The sequence below is a fragment of the Porphyromonas sp. KLE 1280 genome, from assembly GCF_000700805.1.
Lineage (GTDB): Bacteria > Bacteroidota > Bacteroidia > Bacteroidales > Porphyromonadaceae > Porphyromonas > Porphyromonas pasteri.
This window is the reverse complement of record NZ_KL362965.1, coordinates 52,337-72,352: the sequence shown is the minus strand read 5'-3', so window position 1 is coordinate 72,352 and position 20,016 is coordinate 52,337. Positions and strand designations below refer to the sequence as shown.

The 20,016-nt window shown below is 46.9% G+C and carries 10 protein-coding genes and 2 pseudogenes; 5 read left to right on the top strand and 7 right to left on the bottom strand.

Going from position 1 to position 20,016, the window contains the following annotated elements:
* The first annotated feature begins 393 nt into the window (after positions 1–393).
* Genes HMPREF1121_RS06560 through mobC form a run of 3 tightly spaced genes read left to right on the top strand, consistent with a single transcriptional unit; the run spans position 394 to position 4,102 of the window.
* Positions 394–774, top strand: a complete 381-nt coding sequence (locus HMPREF1121_RS06560; protein WP_044115465.1) for a plasmid mobilization protein — start codon at positions 394–396, stop codon at positions 772–774.
* Positions 771–2,057: a conjugal transfer protein MobB gene (mobB, locus tag HMPREF1121_RS06555; protein ID WP_044115464.1), complete on the top strand. Its 1,287-nt coding sequence runs from the start codon at positions 771–773 to the stop codon at positions 2,055–2,057. The genes HMPREF1121_RS06560 and mobB overlap by 4 nt, the downstream gene beginning before the upstream one ends.
* A 41-nt stretch (positions 2,058–2,098) precedes the next feature.
* Positions 2,099–4,102, top strand: a complete 2,004-nt coding sequence (gene mobC, locus HMPREF1121_RS06550; protein ID WP_044115463.1) for a conjugal transfer protein MobC — start codon at positions 2,099–2,101, stop codon at positions 4,100–4,102.
* Here the strand turns inward: mobC and HMPREF1121_RS06545 are convergent.
* On the bottom strand, positions 4,092–6,230 hold the full coding sequence (locus tag HMPREF1121_RS06545) for a DEAD/DEAH box helicase (RefSeq protein WP_044115462.1): 2,139 nt from the start codon (positions 6,228–6,230) through the stop codon (positions 4,092–4,094). The genes mobC and HMPREF1121_RS06545 overlap by 11 nt on opposite strands.
* A gap of 8 nt (positions 6,231–6,238) precedes the next feature.
* Positions 6,239–7,147, bottom strand: a complete 909-nt coding sequence (locus tag HMPREF1121_RS06540) for a HamA C-terminal domain-containing protein (RefSeq protein ID WP_044115461.1) — start codon at positions 7,145–7,147, stop codon at positions 6,239–6,241.
* Positions 7,148–7,698: 551 nt separating this feature from the next.
* Between HMPREF1121_RS06540 and HMPREF1121_RS06535 the strand changes: the two are divergent.
* Both HMPREF1121_RS06535 and HMPREF1121_RS08880 read left to right on the top strand, forming a co-directional pair.
* Positions 7,699–8,556 (top strand): annotated as a pseudogene (locus HMPREF1121_RS06535) (DUF4099 domain-containing protein); the annotation flags it as partial.
* 9 nt (positions 8,557–8,565) lie between these two features.
* Positions 8,566–8,853: pseudogene (locus HMPREF1121_RS08880) on the top strand (conjugal transfer protein TraG); the annotation flags it as partial.
* Here HMPREF1121_RS08880 and HMPREF1121_RS06525 read toward each other — a convergent pair.
* The 5 genes from HMPREF1121_RS06525 to HMPREF1121_RS06505 form a co-directional block, all read right to left on the bottom strand.
* The gene (locus HMPREF1121_RS06525) at positions 8,843–10,348 is read right to left on the bottom strand and encodes a RagB/SusD family nutrient uptake outer membrane protein (protein WP_044115458.1); all 1,506 of its coding nucleotides are present in this window, start codon (positions 10,346–10,348) and stop codon (positions 8,843–8,845) included. The pseudogene HMPREF1121_RS08880 and the gene HMPREF1121_RS06525 overlap by 11 nt on opposite strands.
* A 14-nt stretch (positions 10,349–10,362) precedes the next feature.
* Positions 10,363–11,997, bottom strand: coding sequence for a TonB-dependent receptor (locus tag HMPREF1121_RS06520; RefSeq protein WP_232203994.1), 1,635 nt, complete (start codon positions 11,995–11,997; stop codon positions 10,363–10,365).
* A gap of 70 nt (positions 11,998–12,067) precedes the next feature.
* On the bottom strand, positions 12,068–13,423 hold the full coding sequence (locus HMPREF1121_RS06515; protein ID WP_232223757.1) for a PKD domain-containing protein: 1,356 nt from the start codon (positions 13,421–13,423) through the stop codon (positions 12,068–12,070).
* 38 nt (positions 13,424–13,461) lie between these two features.
* Positions 13,462–14,493, bottom strand: coding sequence for a PQQ-binding-like beta-propeller repeat protein (locus tag HMPREF1121_RS06510; RefSeq protein WP_044115456.1), 1,032 nt, complete (start codon positions 14,491–14,493; stop codon positions 13,462–13,464).
* 3 nt (positions 14,494–14,496) lie between these two features.
* Complete coding sequence (locus tag HMPREF1121_RS06505; RefSeq protein ID WP_044115455.1) at positions 14,497–19,818, bottom strand: hypothetical protein; 5,322 nt, start codon at positions 19,816–19,818, stop codon at positions 14,497–14,499.
* Between the last annotated feature and the right edge of the window lie 198 nt (positions 19,819–20,016).

The following is a 20,016-nucleotide window of genomic DNA, read 5'->3' as shown; positions in this document are numbered from 1 at the left end:
CATCTCGATATCTCGAGATGTCGAGATCTCGAGGTCTCGAGAAATTAATTAATCGACATCTCGAGCGCTCTATCGCTCGCTCTGACTGCAAAGTAAGAGCTTAATTTTCCCCCTTCTGGGAGTCAAGGAAGAGGCGGGAAAGGCAAGGATAAAGTGGGCAGTAGGCTTATAGCAAGCCACTTACAACGAGGAAGTAACTTTGCAGCAGAATAGAAATATCGTCTAACACGACCGAAGGAGACAGCCCCCCAAGGGCTGGATACTTCATCTCAATCAACTCTTTCTACTGGCAAGGTGTGTCTTTGTCCGACAAACTATCGTTTTGCCGACAAAAACCCTTGCCCCAAGAGGGGAGAGAATCACTCCGAAGTCGTAATTACTACACCAAGAGTTATGTCTGAAAGGATAGAACGCTGGGACCGATGGGATACCCGGCTGCCCAGTGCCAAAGACCAAGAGAAAGTGATCGCCCTCTTCCATAAATCAGGAGCCAAAACAAAATCAGACTTCGTGCGCGCTCGTCTCCTAGAAGAGAGCTTTAAGGTCATCACCGTAGATAAATCCGCCGTCGAATACTACCGGAAACTCTCCCAGCTGACAGCCCAAATACATAAGATCGGTATCCTCTACAACCAAACAGTAAAGGCTATCAACAGCTACCACTCGGTCAAGGCAGCACAGGTAATGCTTCAACGATTAGAGCAGTACTCCCAGCAAATAATCACCCTAGAGCAGCAAGCTATCAGCCTAACCTTAGACTACCGAAAGCGATGATTGCTAAGATCTCGAGCTCGGAAAATCTAGCTGGAGCCCTCGGCTACAACTTCAAAAAGGTAGTATCTGGGGACGCGAGTGTTCTCCTGGCTGAGGGCTTGTATGCCAATCCTGAAGGTGGCTATACCATGGAAGAAGTGCTTAGCGATATGCAGGCAGCTATTCCTAAGAAGTGTCGCACGAAGAATGTGGTCTTTCATTGCTCGCTTAATCCGCACCCAGACGAAAAGCTATCCGATGAACAGCTTACACAAATTGCCCAGGAGTATATGCAGGCACTCGGCTATGGCGAGCAGCCCTACATCGTCTTTAAGCATAACGACATCGAGCGAGAGCACATCCACATCGTATCACTCCGTGTCAATAGTGCTGGAGAGAAGATTAACGACAAGTTTGAGAACAGACGTAGCAAACGAATCACCGATCACTTGGAGCGTAAGTATGGACTCATTCCCAGTACACCCAGCAAGGAGCAGAGGACAAATGCCCCCATCTCCCAAGAGAACTTACCCTCGTATAATATCCGAAGTGAAATCGCGCAAACGCTGCATGGGGTCTTAGAGCACTACCACTTCTGCTCCTTAGGTGAATTCAAGGCCATTATAGGGGGCTACCAGCTGACTGTCGAAGAGGTCAAGAACACCTACCGAGGCAGAGAATACAATGGTCTCGTCTACGCCCCGACAGACGAGGCGGGGAATAAGCTCTGCCCGCCCCTACACGCCTCTAAGGTTGGGAGAGGCGTAGGATACACTGCTCTCCAGAGCAAAATGAGACAGTCTAAGCAAAGGATTAAGCCCTTCCTCCCCGAGATACGCCAGCGTGTACTAGCCGTCATGCGCTCCTCCCCCCGAACGGAGGAAGAACTCTTAGCTAGCTTAAACAAGAGCGGGCTACGCTGCCTCATTCGCAAAAGTGAGGGCGGACGTATCTATGGCATCACCTTCATCGATGACAACCTTGGTATAGCACTCAATGGCTCGCGCCTAGGAAAGGGATATGCAGCCAACCAGTTTGAAGCCTACTTCTCAGCTCCTGAGTCGAATCGCTTCTTAGACGAAAAGCTCTATGGCCACTTATCATCCCCCTGGGAGGCACCAAAGGACCTCGCCCAAAGCATTCCCCTCCTTGTGGCAGAAGGTGACAACCCCATGGAGACGGTATTAGACGAACTTATAGGAGACACTCCCCTAACAACTGGTAACGATGATTGGAAGGAAGCAACCTGGCAGCGCAAGCTTCGTAGGCAACATCAGCTTAGGCTCAGGAGAAGAAAAGGCTGAATAAATCGCTCCACCACTCTAACTTCAACAAGATTATAGCTATGGCACAAGAAGACGACCTCAGAGCCCTCGGGAAGATCATGGACTTCATGAGAGCACTCTCTGTGATATTCCTCCTTATCAATGCGTATTGGTTCTGCTATGAAGCCTTTCTCGGTTGGGGCTTCACACTTCCTATCGTGGACAAGATCCTCATGAACTTCCAGCGAACGACCAACCTCTTCTCATCCATTCTCTGGACGAAGCTCTTCTGCCTCGTCTTCCTCGCGCTATCCTGTCTCGGAACCAAGGGTGTCAAAGAGGAGACCATTACTTGGCCAAAGATTTGGGCAGTGCTTACCGTGGGCTTTGTTCTCTTCTTTCTGAACTGGTGGCTATTAGCTTTGCCTATCGGCAAGATAGGTAGTGCCTCACTCTACATCTTCACGCTTTCGGTCGGATATATCTGCCTACTCATGGCTGGTGTGTGGATGAGTCGCCTACTCAAGAACAACCTCATGGACGACGTCTTCAACCTCGAGAATGAGAGCTTCATGCAGGAGACACGCCTGATGGAGAACGAATACTCTGTCAACCTACCTACCCGCTTCTACTACAAAAAGCGATGGCACAAGGGATGGATCAACATTGTCAATCCCTTCCGTGCATCCATGGTACTTGGAACCCCTGGCTCGGGGAAGTCCTTCGCCATAGTCAATAACTACATCAAACAGCAGATCGAGAAGGGATTCGCCATGTACATCTACGATTACAAGTTCCCAGACCTCTCGGAGATCGCCTACAACCATCTCTTGACACACCTCGATGCCTATGAGGTGAAGCCTCAGTTCTTCGTCATCAACTTCGACGACCCGCGCAAGTCGCATCGCTGTAACCCTATCAATCCCGCCTTCATGACGGACATCTCCGATGCCTACGAGTCCGCCTACACCATCATGCTCAACCTGAACCGGACATGGATACAGAAGCAGGGAGACTTCTTCGTCGAGTCGCCCATCATCTTGCTGGCGGCCATCATCTGGTTCCTCAAGATCTACCAGGGAGGCAGGTACTGTACCTTCCCCCATGCCATCGAGTTCCTCAACCGACCCTACGCCCAAATCTTCCCCATCCTCACCGCCTACGATGAGCTCGCTAACTACCTGTCCCCCTTTATGGATGCCTGGGAAGGCGGAGCACAAGACCAGCTCCAAGGACAGATCGCCTCGGCAAAGATCCCGCTCTCTCGTATGATCTCCCCTGCACTCTACTGGGTAATGACTGGCGATGACTTCTCCCTCGACATCAATAACCCGCGTGAGCCAAAAGTCCTCGTCGTGGGCAACAACCCCGACCGACAGAACATCTACTCTGCGGCCCTTGGCTTGTATAATTCTCGCATCGTGAAGCTCATCAACAAGAAGAAGCAACTCAAGTCCTCCGTCATCATCGACGAGCTACCAACCATCTACTTCCGTGGCCTAGACAACCTCATCGCAACAGCTCGCTCCAACAAGGTAGCTGTATGTTTAGGTTTTCAGGACTTCTCACAGCTCACACGTGACTACGGAGATAAGGAGAGTAAAGTGATTCAGAACACCGTGGGGAATGTTTTCAGTGGCCAGGTCGTAGGCGAAACCGCCAAGACCCTCTCCGAACGCTTCGGGAAGGTCCTACAGCAACGGCAGTCCATGACTATCAACAGAAACGATAAGTCAACCTCGATCTCCACACAGCTCGATAGCCTGATACCTGCCAGCAAGATTAGTAACCTTACGCAGGGGATGTTCGTCGGGGCCGTATCTGACAACTTCGATGAGCGCATCGAGCAGAAGATCTTCCACGCTGAGATTGTCGTCGATGTCGCGAAGGTATCAGCCGAAGCCAAGGCTTACCAACCTATCCCCATCATCGCGGAGTTCCTTAACGAAGATGGCTCCGACAATCTCAACGAGACCATCGAAGCCAACTATAAGCGCGTGAAACAAGAGATCCTAAGCCTTGTCGCAAGCGAGATCGAGCGAATCAAGAACGATCCTAACCTCAAACATCTGATTAAGGAGTAGACGTTATTCCCTCAAAGAAGTTAGATAAAATGAACTGATCTACCTCGGAAAGATCGGCAATCTCAATAATTTTCTTCTCCCCGATCAATTTGAATTCATCCAAAACCTCATCGATTGAAATATCATTTCTTTCCAAGTCTAGTATTCCCGTATTTTGAATCTTACGACTTAGCATTCTGGGTAGACCAAACTCCTCCAAGACAAACACTAGAGGCGGAAGAAATGCATTAGAAGCCTTCGCTATGAAAGGAGATATATCTACATTCGAAGGTAACACTCTTTTTGCCACAGCATTGATACTATGCAGCAATGAAATAAAATCAAAACTTACCATTCTCTCCAAATCAAAATACTCCTCAATCTCAATCTTAATACCGTCAACAGCGACTTTTCCCAAAATCTCAGGAATTGATTGAGTCCAGCTTCTAGATAGAGCTTGAATAAAATGTACGATGGCTTTATCTCGTCTTTTGAAATGCTTCACCTTCCTTAAAAGAGGCATCATAAGATACAATGGGTTACCCCACCTCTTGGGATTAGAGTCTAACAATCCACGAAGCTTACTATTCCATTCACCAGTATGCCCCTTCATCTCTTCAATGATATCTTCCAATACTGCCTTGGAGACACCATAGGAAGCTATCTCTTTCATAATTTTACGATATTCACCCTGTCCTAGGATAGCATCCATCTCCTCCTCATTCTGCTTTATTCTTGCAATTTGTTCAGATGTAAGTTGGCCCGAGTAATCTTGTGGATCGATTCTTTCTAAAAGGACATCTGGATAATCAAGCTCTAAACAAGGGAACGTTTCTTGAGGGGGCGCCTCCAAAAGATACACCTCTCCTACAAAATGCTTGAACATACGTCCACTTCTTCCAACTATATTCTTGTACGTGAAGTAGTCGTACTTAGTGTTTGAATTCTTATTAGACCATACAATTACATTCCTTGCAGAAGTGTTTACACCTTCAATTAAAGAAGACGTAGATACAAGATTTTTCAGGCCTCCTTCTTGCTCAAATAACTTAATTTGTATTTGAGCTAAAGCCCTATGTAACCGTCCACTATGGATCCCAACTCCTCTTCTCACAAGATGAGCAAGCACATAACTCTTCTCGTAATGTTCCTTAAGCCACAGAGAAAATAGGCCAAGAAAACCGCAGGTCTTCATATCGATATCAAACTCAAGAATCTTCTCTGTGACCTTCTGAAGGCTTGAATGAGAGTTCACATATATGAGAGACTTTCCTTCCACAGTCTCTAGTATACGTTTTAAGTGTGCAAACTTCTGAGTTTCCTTTTCCTTTTTATCTCCAGATATACTATCATACGTCTTTTCAACGTGCGTATATACTGTATTGAAATCTACCTTCATAAAACGCATTCCTGATGTAAGTGAACTACCCTTTAGTTCCGAGATATTAGGAGCAAGAAAGTATTTCTGAGAAGCCTTTCTCCCTAGAAGCGAAATAGCTTCGATTAATTGTGTGGCACGCCCATCCAAAGCATTAATGTTCCCATGCATCGTCCCCGCCTTATAAAACTCATCTACAATGAGGAGGTCTATATGAGCAATCTCATCTACATACATAAGAGCTCGTTCTTGAGGGAACACAAACAAATTCTTCTCCCCCAGCTCCTCCCCTGTAGTTGTGATCACCTTATAATCTTTTCCAAACTTACGATATAGGCGTCTTCTTGTTTCATCTGTCAGTGCTAGTGTAGGAACTATGATAACAACATTATTGGGCTGCTTCATAGCAACAAATGCATCTATTATGAAGCTCTTTCCAAAGCTTGTTGGAGCACTTATAGCCAAATCTTCACCTTTCAGGAGGGCAGATAGAACCGCAGATTGTTCTCGGTGAAGAGTTATTTCATCTCCACATCCAGCATCAACCTTAAATGCCTCAAAAACAATCCGCTCTTGCCAATCTGAAGTCGTGGTATCTATGTAGAGATATAATCCGACTTCTCTTATTAGATGATTGACTAATGGGGTATATTCAATCTGATTATCCTTCAGCTCTTGAAGTAAAATAATCAAGGCATCTCGCGCCTCCTGCTCTTTACCTTGAAATAGGAGGTCATTAATCTGCTTGCAATTATCAAAAACGTCTATCATACAACAGCTTAATCTTCTCTTAAAGCCTTCGCCTTCTTATAAAACTTCTCTACTACACGAGGCTTACTCGGAACGGGGAAGGGAATCAGATGGAATGTAATCTTCTCATATCCATTCACATCAACACATTTCTGATGGAGCCTTTCAAAAAATGCATGTGCTTTTCTTTGATAGAACGACTTCATTTGACTGCAATATGCTGGAGTCATCTGACTGAATCCTGCTGTGATTTGACATTCATGTAATAGCAAAATGGGGATATGCAAGATGGGCTTTATCCGATCAAGAGAGGTATCCGAACTTAGCATAGTATTTATACGATTAAAAAGCTCTTTGTCTAGGACTAACTTCTCCATGTCACTCATTGAAGTGACAAGGCTATTCTCTTTACGCAACTTATCATCCGAAATCGTATCCTTAACCGAAGATACAGCAGATCTCATAGCCTCTTCCAGGTCTGTATAGAATTTAGCCTCGCCATACCACAGAGAAAAACGCCCATCATTTTCAATAACTATATGGACGCTATCTGCGCCCTTCGCATTATCAAGAACATTCTGCTTGTAATAAATTTTAGGGACTACCGGAAGGGCCTTATAGTGACTACGCATTACTCCATACAAGAGGATTTCGGCCAACTCACTACCTAATCCAGATGTACTTTTTTCTAGTTCATCAGAAATGCGCAAATTCTTAGCAGCCTTACTCATGGCCGACATTGGCGAAGTAGGTAACTTATCGCGTTCCATCTTTGAGAGAGCAGTCTCACAAAGGTTATCAAGAATGAAGCTCACGAAATGCCCATACCTCCACTCATTACCCTCGAAATCATTCAGATAGCTCAATAGAAACTTATCTCCAGGGAGAAAATCTCTAAGTATATCATCAATTATTAAGGTAAACTTAGTCTTCATCATTTAAGTTCGGATTGACATTTATCTACCAGTATAGTTTGCCGATGGCTAAGACTTCAATAGTCCAACTCTGCAAGTAGCTTTGTTATCGTATTTACGTACTAGCTATAGCTGTATCATCATCAAAAGAGGCATAGTCACACAACTCTCCAGGGAGCCCCTTTGCTACATTTTGAGAGCCATATTGAACCCTCAAGACTTCATTTTAGGCAACATTCCAATAAATCCACTTTCTGTACGGTCATTTAACTTCTTCTGGATAGTTTCGACTCATGTAATCCAACCCATTCTAAAGGTCAGCTTCTTCTCTCCAGGGAACGATGCCTCCCTTGCAATATGAATAAAACAAGGGAGACGTTACCGAGTCCTTTTGATACAAATATACAACGTTACATTCAAGGTATATTTAACTAAGAGTACAAGTTCCCAAACACAGCTCTTGAGTTCCCAGTTTTTCCAGCTGTTCCCCGCTTTATAAGGCATTTAATCTACATATCAAACCAGCCCATATATTTGCCATACAGAACATTTTATATCGAATATTTGGCATCATTATGGACAACAATCACACCGAGGACTACGTACTGGTCCTAGAGGACCGCACAGAGGTCCAGAATGCATCCGAGGTAGGCAAACTCTCCATCATCTCGGATATCAACGACGAGGGAGAGCTCAAGACGACGCCGAAGCTACCAATCAGAGTAGCTTCCTCAAGTTCAATAACCAAGACGGGCTGCTGAAGAACTTCATGAAGAACTTCCTCAAGCAGTTCAACGACCCGACTCGCTTCGGACTGTACAAGGTCCTTGCAAGCAATGTCGAGCAAGGCGTAGAGAGCCTTCGCTCCTCCTTGCAGAATCGGCACCATCCTGCCTCCGAAGAGCTAATCAAATCACAGCAAGTGTCCTTTGAGGACTTCCTTTCCATGCAGAAGCGCACCACTGCCATTGATCCCGAACAGATCGACTGGCGTATGCTTGAAGACCTCGGCCTCAGTCGCGAGAAGCTCGAAGCCAGTGGAGCGCTCGAAAAGATGCTCTCCTGGCAGAAGAGTGACCTCCTCCCCATCGCAGTACCCTACGGCAACAGCTCGATCTACACCGAGGCACGCCTAGCGTTCCGCACCGACGATGATGGCAACATCGGCCTAGCCGTTCATGCCATGCGCAAGGAGCCTCAGCTTGACTTCCCCTACATGGGCTACAAGTTCAGCCCCGAGGATAAGGCACAGCTCCTCAAGACGGGTAACCTAGGCAAGACCATCGAAGTCGTCACCAAGCAGGGAGAGCTCTTCGACGCCTACGTATCCATTGACCCACAGACCAACGAACTCCTTGCCTTACGTGCAGACCGAGTATCCATCTCCAGGGAGATCAAAGGTAACGCTCTCTGACCAGCAGTATAAAGACTTGTAGAGGAGAAAAGGGATCTTCGTCGGGGCCGTATCCAACAACTTCGATGAGCGCATCGAGCAGAAGATCTTCTACGCTGAGATTGTCGTCGATGTCGCGAAGGTATCAGCCGAAGCCAAGGTTTACCAACCTATCCCCATCATTGCGGAGTTCCTTAACGAAGATGGCTCCGATAGTCTCAGCGAGACCATCGAAGCCAACTATAAGCGCGTGAAGCAAGAGATCCTAAGCCTTGTCGAAAGCGAGATCGAGCGAATTAAGAATGATGCTAAGCTCAAACATCTGATCAAGGAGTAGGACTTAACGGAAGAGGAAGCCTCAGATTCCTAGGCAGTGCTCCACCACTCGGACTATGTACCTCAGTGAGGGGAATAAAAATTATCTCAGTGCTACCTTGCACTTTGCTTGGATAAAAGCCTGTACGAGCGATATCATATCCCATTTTCATCTCTAGGACGAGCTCCCTGAAGCGTTCAAGCCAGACTTTTTGCAAGAAGGCATCTATGCCCAGAGCCATCAACTCAGCCTTTTCCTCTTCTCTGTTTAAATGTGGCATAGCTCTCAACTTTACATCTAGGAGGGCATCAACGGCCTCCTCCCGCACAGTAGCCTCAGACTGGCAAAGAGCCTCGGCAAACATAAGAAGTACCTCAGCATAGCGATAGACTCCAAGCTGATTTACCCTTGGAGCAGAAAGGCTATTTCCTTCTCCAGCGAGCCAAAAGTAGGGAGCAGGATTAAAGACTTCAAAGATGGTCTTATTACCTTCCTGCACTTTAAAAAAGGAGTGAAAAAACTGTCTATCTTTAGCTCTTATATCCTCCTCTGCATACAATGATTGTAGAAGCTTGCTTGGCTCGTAAGCATTAAAGGCAACAGTAGTCTTCACATTACTCCAGCCCTTCGCCTTGCTAGGAAAAGAGAAAATAGACCTCGAACTACCATCTTTTGCCTGCCAAGTATGCAGGTACTCTTGAGCCATAGGGTTTTGACGCAACTTATTGTAGGCAGATAAATCTTCACTGGGACCATGTCCTAGAAGTTGATACTTTCCTGATGCTAAGATAGGCCTCAAGATAGCGGTAGCTTCTGCCCACTTGTTTTCTCGCAGTGGCAACCCACTCATCTGGATATAAACTTCCGCCAAAAGAGCTCGAGCTATGAAAGCACTAACTCGAGATTTATTCTCTATAAAGGTCTTATGGGGTAAGCGAGCAATAGCATCTTGAAGATCTTTAATGACTAAAGAATAAAGAGCTACCTCTGTCCCAGATGTTGAGCTGGTACGAGTTGTGGGGTGAGCTCCAAAAGTTCTAAGTAGAGAAAAGCGATTAAGGGCTCGGAAAAACTTAGCCTCCCCTTGTAGTCTCTCCCGCTCTTGGACATTCACAGATGGACTGTCATTTATGCGTGCTATAATGGTATCGGCTTGCTCAATAGCATCGAAATAACTCGTGTATAGCTTCTTGCTAAGCTCTTGGACTTTAGGGCTACTCACCTTCCCTTGATGTAGATCGGGATAATAGCCCTCGCTAGCTTCACTCTCAATGAGTCTTGAGAGATAAACAGACCAAGCTAAGGGGAGACCTTTGTTGGCATCCGCCTCTAGGGCTATAGAAGGATAGCCAAGATGATACAAAGCTTCGACAGCAGCCTGAGCCTCCTCTATATTCTGATAGGCATTTTGTGTCTGAGGATGTATCTCTCCTGGGAGTTGTTCTTTCTCACAAGCCCACAAAAGGCTACAAAAGATGACTAGACAAGAGTTTTTAAAGAATGTACTTATGTGCATAGGTGAATGATATTCTAGAATGAGAAACTATAGGCAATTTGACTCGTTATAGAGGATTTTGGGGGTGTCTGCAGGTTATGGAAAGAACGACCCTGATAAGACAAACTAGCATTTAGGCTATGTCGCTTGAGGAACCGATAACTCGCTTGATAGCGGAGGTTGAATATGCTAGCCTGTAGTTCCCCTTCATCGCGCGTTTGATTATAAGATAATGTTAGCCCCATACTCATCGCATCTTTCAAGAGACGCTTGTTAAGATTAAGCATGGGACCAAAAGTGAACATATTCTTACGAAGAGCATAGTTGTTACTCCCATTAACTCCAAAGTTTATAGCAAGCTTGAGTGCTGAAAAATCAACGCTATAGTTGCTGGATAGGTTAAGAAAGCGAGTGAGCTTACCTGGCATAATATATCTCCCCTGTTTATCTGCGCCTTCTTGATAGCCTAAGCTTGCCGAGAGGCTATGGTTTTGTGCTTCACTCTGCTTGACCTGCCAGTTCATGTTGAGGTCAAGACTGTTGTTGAGCTGTACAAAGTTCAGCGTATCAAGATTCTCATAAGGCATCTGCTGATTGATATAGTCAAAACTAGATTTGATATTACGATGCCCCTGAAAGCTTGATGCCGACAGCGATAGCGAGAAACGTTCACTGGGCGTAAAGCCGATATTGGCTGAGCCTACAAAACGCTTGTTCTTTTCTTTCTTGTCGCCGGAGAGGTCATCTCGCTGTACCCCACCACTCAGTGCTAGGCTTAGTTTATCTGAGAAGAAGTTTCGGCTATAATTGACTGTTAAATTCTCGTAGTCATTATTAAAGTAGTAAGCACCTAGAGTCTCGTAGTCTGGACTAATACGCTCATAAGCAAGACCGATATGATTACCCACTAGTTCATAACTAAGCTCAGTCTTAAAAGCATGATAAGTTTGACGAGCATTAGTGCGGAGGTCTTGCTGCATCAGACTAAGACCATACTCAAAAGACCACTGCAGATCCTTGATGAGACTAAGTCCTCCCTCGATACCCAATGCAAGGTTGGCTTTGGGACTAAGGCCAAGAGCATCGGCATCAAAAGAGATAACACCAGCTTTATCTTTAGCCGTAAACACTGTACCTCCAATGAAGAACTTATCTCCATCATAGCGACTCTTGAGCCCGTAGCCCCAGCGCTCGTAGGTTGGTCTAATACTCGGCAGCTCAGGATTGAAGTCAACCCGACGTAATAATCGACCACCCATCGCGGAGATTTGCCACTTCCCAGGTGTGAGCTCTAGCCCCAACCCCGTAAACTGATGCCCACTCATCGTATAAGGGCTAAAGGTCATCGACACATCGCCAATATGTGCCTTGATCCACTTATATGATGGGTGCAGGCTGAGACGATTAGGAAGAGATGGATAGCTGAAGTTAGAGCCGTAGTTGTTGAGATTAAAAGACAAGGGGATATTGAAGAGCTCATAAACGGAGATATTAACTGCCCCCGTCACTTGATAAGTAAAGCTTTGCCGTGCTTGCTGTGGCTTAGCAGAAAAGTAGGAGGCACTGGTCGAAATACTACCACTAATCTTGATCGGCTTCTTCTTCCGGAAGCTCATGACCTCCTCTATGTCCACATTCTGGGCCTTCAAGCTTGGCGAGATCGCCAGCATAGCTATGGCTAAGAGTAAAGAAAAGGCTATGGTGAAATATACCCTTGACGTACGTAGCATAAACATAATCTTATTCTCCTAGTCGTTTTTCTATCTTGACATCTGCAAGAATGTATGATTGAGCTCCAGCCTCCACAAAGCCTTTGACTCTAATAATCCCCCTACGGCCATCAGAGGTTCTAAACAGGACGAAGTGCGGGGTCTGCGCTTTGGTGAAGTGCCTTCTACTAGGCTCCGCCCACTGAGTAAATCGAGAAAGAGCTTGTGCATTATTAAGAGCATCAAAGCTATCATTACTCACCAGGATCCCCATAGCTGATGGGCTATTGATGAAGGTAGAGGCTATAGCATTGGGGATCGCTGGGAAAGCGTTAGCTCGTGCCTCAAGTGGAGAGAAGAAATAGCAATAATTGAATGAAGAGTTCAACGCAAAGAACCCGAAGTCAATACTTGCCCCTACATTCTCTTGTGCGATACGCTGAGAGGTTAACACGCCTCCTAAGCGAGAGGAATAGAAGCAACCGATACTATTCTTAGCTTCGTTAATGCCGAACTTAAGGTCTTGCTGGAAGACCAGACCACTATTGGGCTTTATCGTTAATGTCTTCTCAACAACCTTGTCCTCCTTACCGTTGCTAGCAATCAGTCTAAGGCGATAAATACCAGCCCGCTCAAAACGCACCGAAGGGTGCTCAGCCGCAGCGTTATCTATCGTAGCTCCCTCGCAAGACCAACGATAGCTTAGTCCTCCACTGGTTCGGTTCCGAGTCTGTAGCGTTAAAGGGGCCTCCCAGTCTTGGTCTACGGCAATGGGCTCATAGTCGAAGTCTGCCTGCATAGCGGGCTGTAGCGTAAAGCTTTTACTTTGCTCCTCATAACGACTACCATTGAAGACCTTGAGATGAATGCGATGTATGCCTCCATCCGCAAAAGTAACAGTGGAGGGATATTGCTCTGTAGATGAGCTGGGGTTGCCTCCCTCAAAAATCCACTCATAGCGACTACCCCCTCGACTCTTATTGCTGATAGATACTACCCCTGGAGCAATATCATTGATGGCAATAGCGTAGTCAAAGTCAATACTCATCGCAGAGTCCACACGAATAACTTGCTCGCTGATGCGCTCATCAACAGCATTCCATACGCGTAAGCGAATCTTATGCTCACCCGCTTCTGTGAAGGTTACAGACTCGGGAGCTCTATCCCTTGAGCTGGCTGGTACACCGCCCTCGAACGTCCACTCATACTCGTCGGCTCCATAGCTATTATTCTGTAGCTTGACCGTCACCGGAGAGGTCTTATCATCTGCAATCGTAACCTCGAAGGACGAGGCGATGGGCACAGCAGTCTCCTTGAGGCAGGACGAGAGGAAAAGAAGCCCGACTACTAATAGAAGACTCGGTAGTTGCTTAGTATTGATGTTCACCGCTAATTATATTGCATTCAGTTGCTTAAACTTATGAGCTACTCGTCCTCGTCTAGGTCGAGAACGTGTATATCGCTATGATCAAGCTCTGTCTGAATCTCCACGTAGAGCTGCCCTTCGTGTACGCCGATGCTCGATATTTGGTTCAGATTTCCTGGTGTGTAGTCAATCTTAACCTCTGGAAGCATCTCGTGCGTACGTAAGTCGATAGCCCCAACGAAGAAATAATAGTTGAGTGTCCCATAGAAAAGATAGTCCTTGTAGACCGTCGTTACATATGTACTGGTGTTATAGCCTGGGAACTTATACATTTGAAAGGCTCCAGTCCGTACGTCTAGCTCTGCAAGCTGGTGATTATCTCCACTCTCATATCCATCCTCCCAAAGTGAAGAGTAGAAGAATACTAGTTTGTCGTTTCCATATTTTTGGTAGTATCTCGGCTTTCGATTTTCCCAGATAATCTTCCCGGATGGCACCTCCACACACAACACACGACTTTTATCTTCCTCTCCCATAGGAGGGAACCACACGATAACTACCTTATCTTCGTAAGGATAAACTCCGCTGATACGAGCACCTGGGAGGTCTAATTCCCAAACCACAGCTCCCGTAGAGAGGTCTATCAGCTGACAACCACCTTCTTTATGTCTTCCTATGGTGCCCCATAGGAGAGCATAGTCCCCAAACTGCTCGATGAGTCTATAGGGATATGATCTAGTCCATAACACCTCACCATTTTGAATGTGTCTATAGACGTGATCGCCTGTTGCTTCATCCCATTTGTTCATTATATAGAAATGGGGAAGTTCACCTATCTTCGGATATCCTACAGCTTCATCTACTTGTAGTTGTAGCTTAATCCCATTGGGAGTCATCTCGTAGATGTCCCCATTAGGACTCATAGCCGCAAATACCCCTCCTCGCAGGCCTGCCTCAAGGAAAAGCTCCCTACTTGAAACTTCAACACCATTCAGTTCTGTGCTTTCTCCGCGAAACCACATAATACCTAGAGGACTGTTCCGTATATATCCAGCTCCTCTTATAATCTCTCGTACTTCCTTTATCTTCATAATCTAGTTTATTATAAACACCTTCTCAAGCAGATCTTTAATCATAGCATTCGCACTACCATACCCATAGCTTTTAGCCATTTTAAAAGTTATTATTGACTCTAGCTTATTTCTAAGCTTTTGCAAATCTTTAGCTTGTATCTTCCTGCCATCAAAGACCCATCTAAGATTGTCCATGCCCATATTAAAGTTAGGCCTAGTTAAATCATTAGAGAATTGTTGGATGAAATCTTTTGGTGGTAAGTTTTTCACCGACTTGAACTCGTAATAAACCTTACCTCCTTGAGGATACTCTACAACCATATCTGCAATACGTTTTCTGCCATTAGGTAGTATTTCTTGGACCTCAAAGCTAACCTTTGAGGCACCAGTAAATTCATCAGCATTGTTCGCCAAATACCGTAGTGTCCATTCCGCTCCTTCACGAAATGATGATTCCGTATGGCCCAAGTTATTAACCAGCAGCTCTAAGCCTTTGATTTTATTTGGGTCAAACTTATCAATGAGTACCCTGAGATTAGAAACAATTTGAGCATAACCATCAGTATTGATTGTACTTGCTATTCTTCCTAATAGCTCATCAGTCAGCCCAAAAGCCTTAAAGTTTCGATGATTTCTTATGTCAACAACTACTCTTAAGGCATCAACTTGTTGTGCTAATTTAGGATGCCCTGATCTTATCAAAAGCTCCTGGGCATCAACGATATCACGATGGGGAACAACACGTAAAGCGCCTCTAGTATCAGACTTTAGTAGTCTTTCTAAGGCCTCGTTTGTAGCCCCACGAGCCAACTGTTTCGAACCTCTTTCAATGGCTTCTCTACTAATAGGCTCTATGCTTACCTTAGCTTGATCTTTAATCAGCCCAAACAGAGGTTTGCTGATGTACTCCTCAGCCGTCTTAATTGATTTAGAGGAGATCGATCCAGGAAGTATAAGTGATATACTTGCAAAGCTGGCATTACTATAATCTCCTCGGATCGTACTATAAAAGACATTAAAAGCATCTGGAACAGCATCAAGGCCTACGAAAGCCAGCGCTACGGATGCTCCATCAAGTACTGCATACACAGGCTCATCCACATAACGAGTGAGGACCCAATCGGTCTTATCCGTCAGAGTATGCTCCTGCTTGAAGTAAAAGCCTGAGCGAAGATTAAGATTAAGCTTCTTAAGTACATTCTCGTAGGCATACTGCAAGAGGTAAGCTTCATAATTCTTCAGCCCCTTACCATTATCAGCATCAAGAAAGCCCTCTCTATAGTGTATAGGGTCGGATACTGTATGAGGCTCATACTGATCAAACTGATCAGCATATTCCGCTAGTTTGAAGAATACTGGCCAGTAGTTCTGCTCCAGCCATTTTTGATTGTCATCATGCCCATAACCCTGTGGCGTAATGTTCCCATCGGTGGCACCAAGAGTCTTTAACCTAATACGCTCTCTTGTTTGGTATGTCTGGACAACATTAATCAACTGGTCGCTGCCCTTCTGGATATATGGGATGATAACCCTATTATAAGGATAGCCACTAAGTTCCTTCCCGCCCTTGTGGTCCGCAACCACGGTAATAGAACGAGATGCTGAGAAATATCCCTTATAGAGGGTAACCTTTTTACGAGTCTGACGGAAGACCTCGAGGATAAAATCTTCCATCCCAGCCTGATTCCTGCCAGCCGGATACTTGGAGTTGTCAAAGCGTCCTGAGAGTGGAGCTATCACAGCTTGAGTGCCCTGTGCGACACCAGGCATATAGAAGGTAGATCCAGATCCCCGCACCAAACCAGGAAGTGTCATATAAGGAATCGTAATAAGGATATCCTTATCCCCTAAGCCTGATTCATTAAAGACTCTTGACGCTAAGGCACTCCATTCCTCAACAGATTTACTTACATAAGGGATGGAACAGGTAACTACGACAAAGCGTCTGCCATTAATCTGCTCATAGGCCTGTAGCTTATCCTGTAGACTCGGATTGAGATGCTTTTGATTGGGAGTCTTACTTAGAGCCTTAACAACTTCCGCTTTAAGCAATGAGATGACCTCCTTGTTTGAAGAAAGCTGATTATCCTCAATGGTCTTACCTTCCTTATGTCTCAGGTCAATAGCATATCGAAGCAGACCCTCAGTAGCTTTGCTAATCTCAATTATAGAAGAGTTAATCTGAACGCGAGACTGAGCACAGCTAGAGCAATCAATCGGGAAGCTCTCACCATCTATGAACAGCAAGCATTTGTCGTAATCAAAACGTAGCTCAGACGGAGTACCTGACTCAACCCACTCAGGGGCAAATAGCTCTCCCCTATCATTCTTATATAGTAAGAACTTCTCATGATTAGTGTCGTAGTTACTTCTATAAACCTCCTCTTGCCACGTGAAGGTAGTAACGGCTCCAAGAGGCACTTGCTCTAGCGAGGCATCGCCACAGGCGATAGAGAATATCGTAGCATCCTTAGGAAGAAGGAATAAGCGTCCATTAGGAGCAAAAACGGGCTTCTTAGCCAAGCGTTCAGAAGCTTTGTTGCTTATATGGACTCGCTTGGTCTCCCGGTTAATGTGTGCATCCTTCTCTCTGTCTAAGGCTGTGAATGGAGCTGGGTTAGAGATGATATTCCACTGGAATGCCACGAGCTTGGTCGCCCCCACCGTGTAGTCCATGAGGTTCGCAGTTTTATCCTGTGACTGCTTACCTCCGTACTCATCGTCGAAGCTATGTTGGAGCGTGAAGAGGCCATGACCCAGTTCGTGGGCTAGGGTACGGGCAAGGCTTTTCCCATTGGGGCTATTGCCTGTAAAGATGTAGCCGAAACGACTCTTGCGAGGCATTAAGCCCTCTACATCCTCGAGCTTCGATGACTTGCTTAGCTCTGAGCTAAGCACAAAGACACAGACCTCATCCTTGCCGAGTGGGTGTTGCTCTTCGTAGCTGTCACGGAGCTTCTTAAGGTCTTGCCTGATATGCCCGTTCGATAGCTCTGCTTGGAAGGCATCCGTCTCGGCGAGCCTAAACTCTACCCCTACTTGCTGGTAGATTTTATTGAGGTGCTGACTTAGCTCTGAGACATCGCCCACACGCTGCCCATTCACAGATACGAGACGCACACGATAGCTTTGCTTCGGATAGCTTACGACACGGAGCTTACCCAAGACCTCACCCTCATAGATCGCATAGACATCATAGCTACTCTGGGCATCCGCTGCCGGTAGCTTGAGACTCCAGGTCTTGCTCTCTTCGTGGAGCTCTGCTGGCAGTGCAGGACTATTAGGAGACGTAGCAAAGCGAACACGGCTAAGGTCAATCGTCTTCTTCCCTTCGTATCGTGCTGCGACGACATCCTGCTCTCCCGTAGGGATGAGCTTCCAGGGGGCGATATAGTCCTTAGCAAAAGGCTTGTAGTATTCGTCCAGCTTGACGGAGCCCTGGTACCAGGACTCAGTGCCGCTGTCAAAGGCATAGCGTGCCTGTGCTGATGGCTCAAAGCGAACCGGGCCTATACCTTGAGCTAAGCGGCTCGCATCAAAAGAGCCGATCCGCTCTACACGCTCTACCTTGAGGCCTTGCTTCGTGCCTACGCGTCCCTCCGTTGATGAGGTACCTGATGATGCACCACTGCTACTCACCTCAGACGACTCGTCGGGGCTAAGCTGATAGCTATCGCCCTTACTGTCGGTGATGATCATTGGGAAGGCCGAAGCAGACGCCCCTCCCTCGGGAAGGTCGAGCTTAATACGCTGTGGCTTGCCCTCAGCATCGGTCACCTCCAGCTCTCCGGTCTCGGGGTCGAAGCTCATCTCGGGCATCTCCCCGAGGGCGAAGTCTACCTTACGCTCTCTGATGCGTAGCTTACTTGGCTGGACTCTCTTACCCCCATCATCGATCTTGTCGAGATCAGCAATACCGCCAGGCTGATCTGCGTAGATAGCCTCGACAAGCCCATCGATCTGACACTTCTCGATATTGATACGAAGGCGATCAAAGCGAAGGGCCACTCGTGGAAGCTCGATGATAGAGCTGAGTCGTGTCGTGCCACGACCGGAGTACCAGCCATCACCAAGGCTCTGGAGCTGGGTAATCACCATCGGATAGTCACCACCAATGGTAACCGTATCCCCCACTTGAATATCTAAGGCGGGATCGGGACTGAGGTTGGGGCGTGGTGGCTCCTTACCACAGTCGCGCAGAAGGTCTACGTTACTCTTAGGCAGCGTTACCTCTTGAATAGCCGAGTAGATAGGCTTATCGCCCGTGCAAAGCGTGCCCACACGCCATTCGTAGGTCCAGCCGGGCTTCAGCTGGGCAAGAGTCATTCGCTCGCCGTAGGACTGCACCTCGCTCCATTCGTAGATATCCTTGCTCGTCTTCGGGCGACAGGCAAGCATATAGCCCGTAGCACCGACGACCCTATTCCACGAGAAGTCTACCTTAGCATAGCGGGGATCTGCCTTCAGCCCCGTGGGCACGGGGCAGTTCTCATTGAGTGTGAACCAGTATATTTCGCTGAAGCCCCCATGCTCAAACAGACCTAGCTCATCTACACCATCACGAGCGATAGCCTGTACCTGCCAGGCGTAGCGTCGATTGGGCAAGAGAATCGGCTCTAGGTGAGTATAGTTGAGCGTCGTATGACGCGTACGAGTGCGGTAGATCTCGTTACCATAGGCGAAGGCGGCCTGAGGAGCAGCGCCATTATCGGGGAGCTCCTTGAGGACAAACTCATACTCCGTACCAGCCAACCCTTGATGACGAGGATACCACTGGAAGCGGATGAAGAGCGGGTCACGATAGGCCACTTGCTCATCGCGCTGGGGGAGGTTCAGCATTGGCGGCTGCTTACTGTCCAGATAAGCGCGAGCCGTATGCCAAGACGAGAGGACTTGCTGGCTATAGTAGTCGACCACTTGTACAGAAATCTCTGTAAAGCCTGTCGGGAACTGACCATTACGCAGACGACCATTGATAAGCAGGCTCTCAGGACGAAGGTAAGGCATCAAGTCTGTTGCCGTCAGACGCGTTGGTACACCCGCCATAAGCTCCAGCTGAGGATACGACAGCTCCTCGCGGGTCTGGGCAAGGAAGCCATTACTTTTGATCTGCAAACGCAAGCGAGCCAGAAGTAACGGCTGCTGAAGATCTCGGTTATGCAGCGTGATGATAAGGCGATCACGACTGCCCGAATAATAGTCCACTAAGTGCGGACTCTGCGGAGAGGGCCACTGAACAGTCGCATGAACAGGATAGTACTGACCAAACAGCTGACCACCGACACCTAAACTGAGTGTCAGTAGCAGCACGAGTAGACGAAGACTATGCCTGAGGATATACATGAGACTATTATTATGGAGCTTTATAGCTTGCTGAGCTTATTACTATGTGAGGCGGGCCTTAAACGGAGCATCTTTGCTGTCAAAGTTAGCCCTTTCAGCGGGGAGTACGGCGAGGCGCAGAAGCGTGGTAGCATGCGGGCTTGCGGAGGAGGGGATGCCTACCACTACTCGTTCGTGGTACAAACCAATAGTGGTACG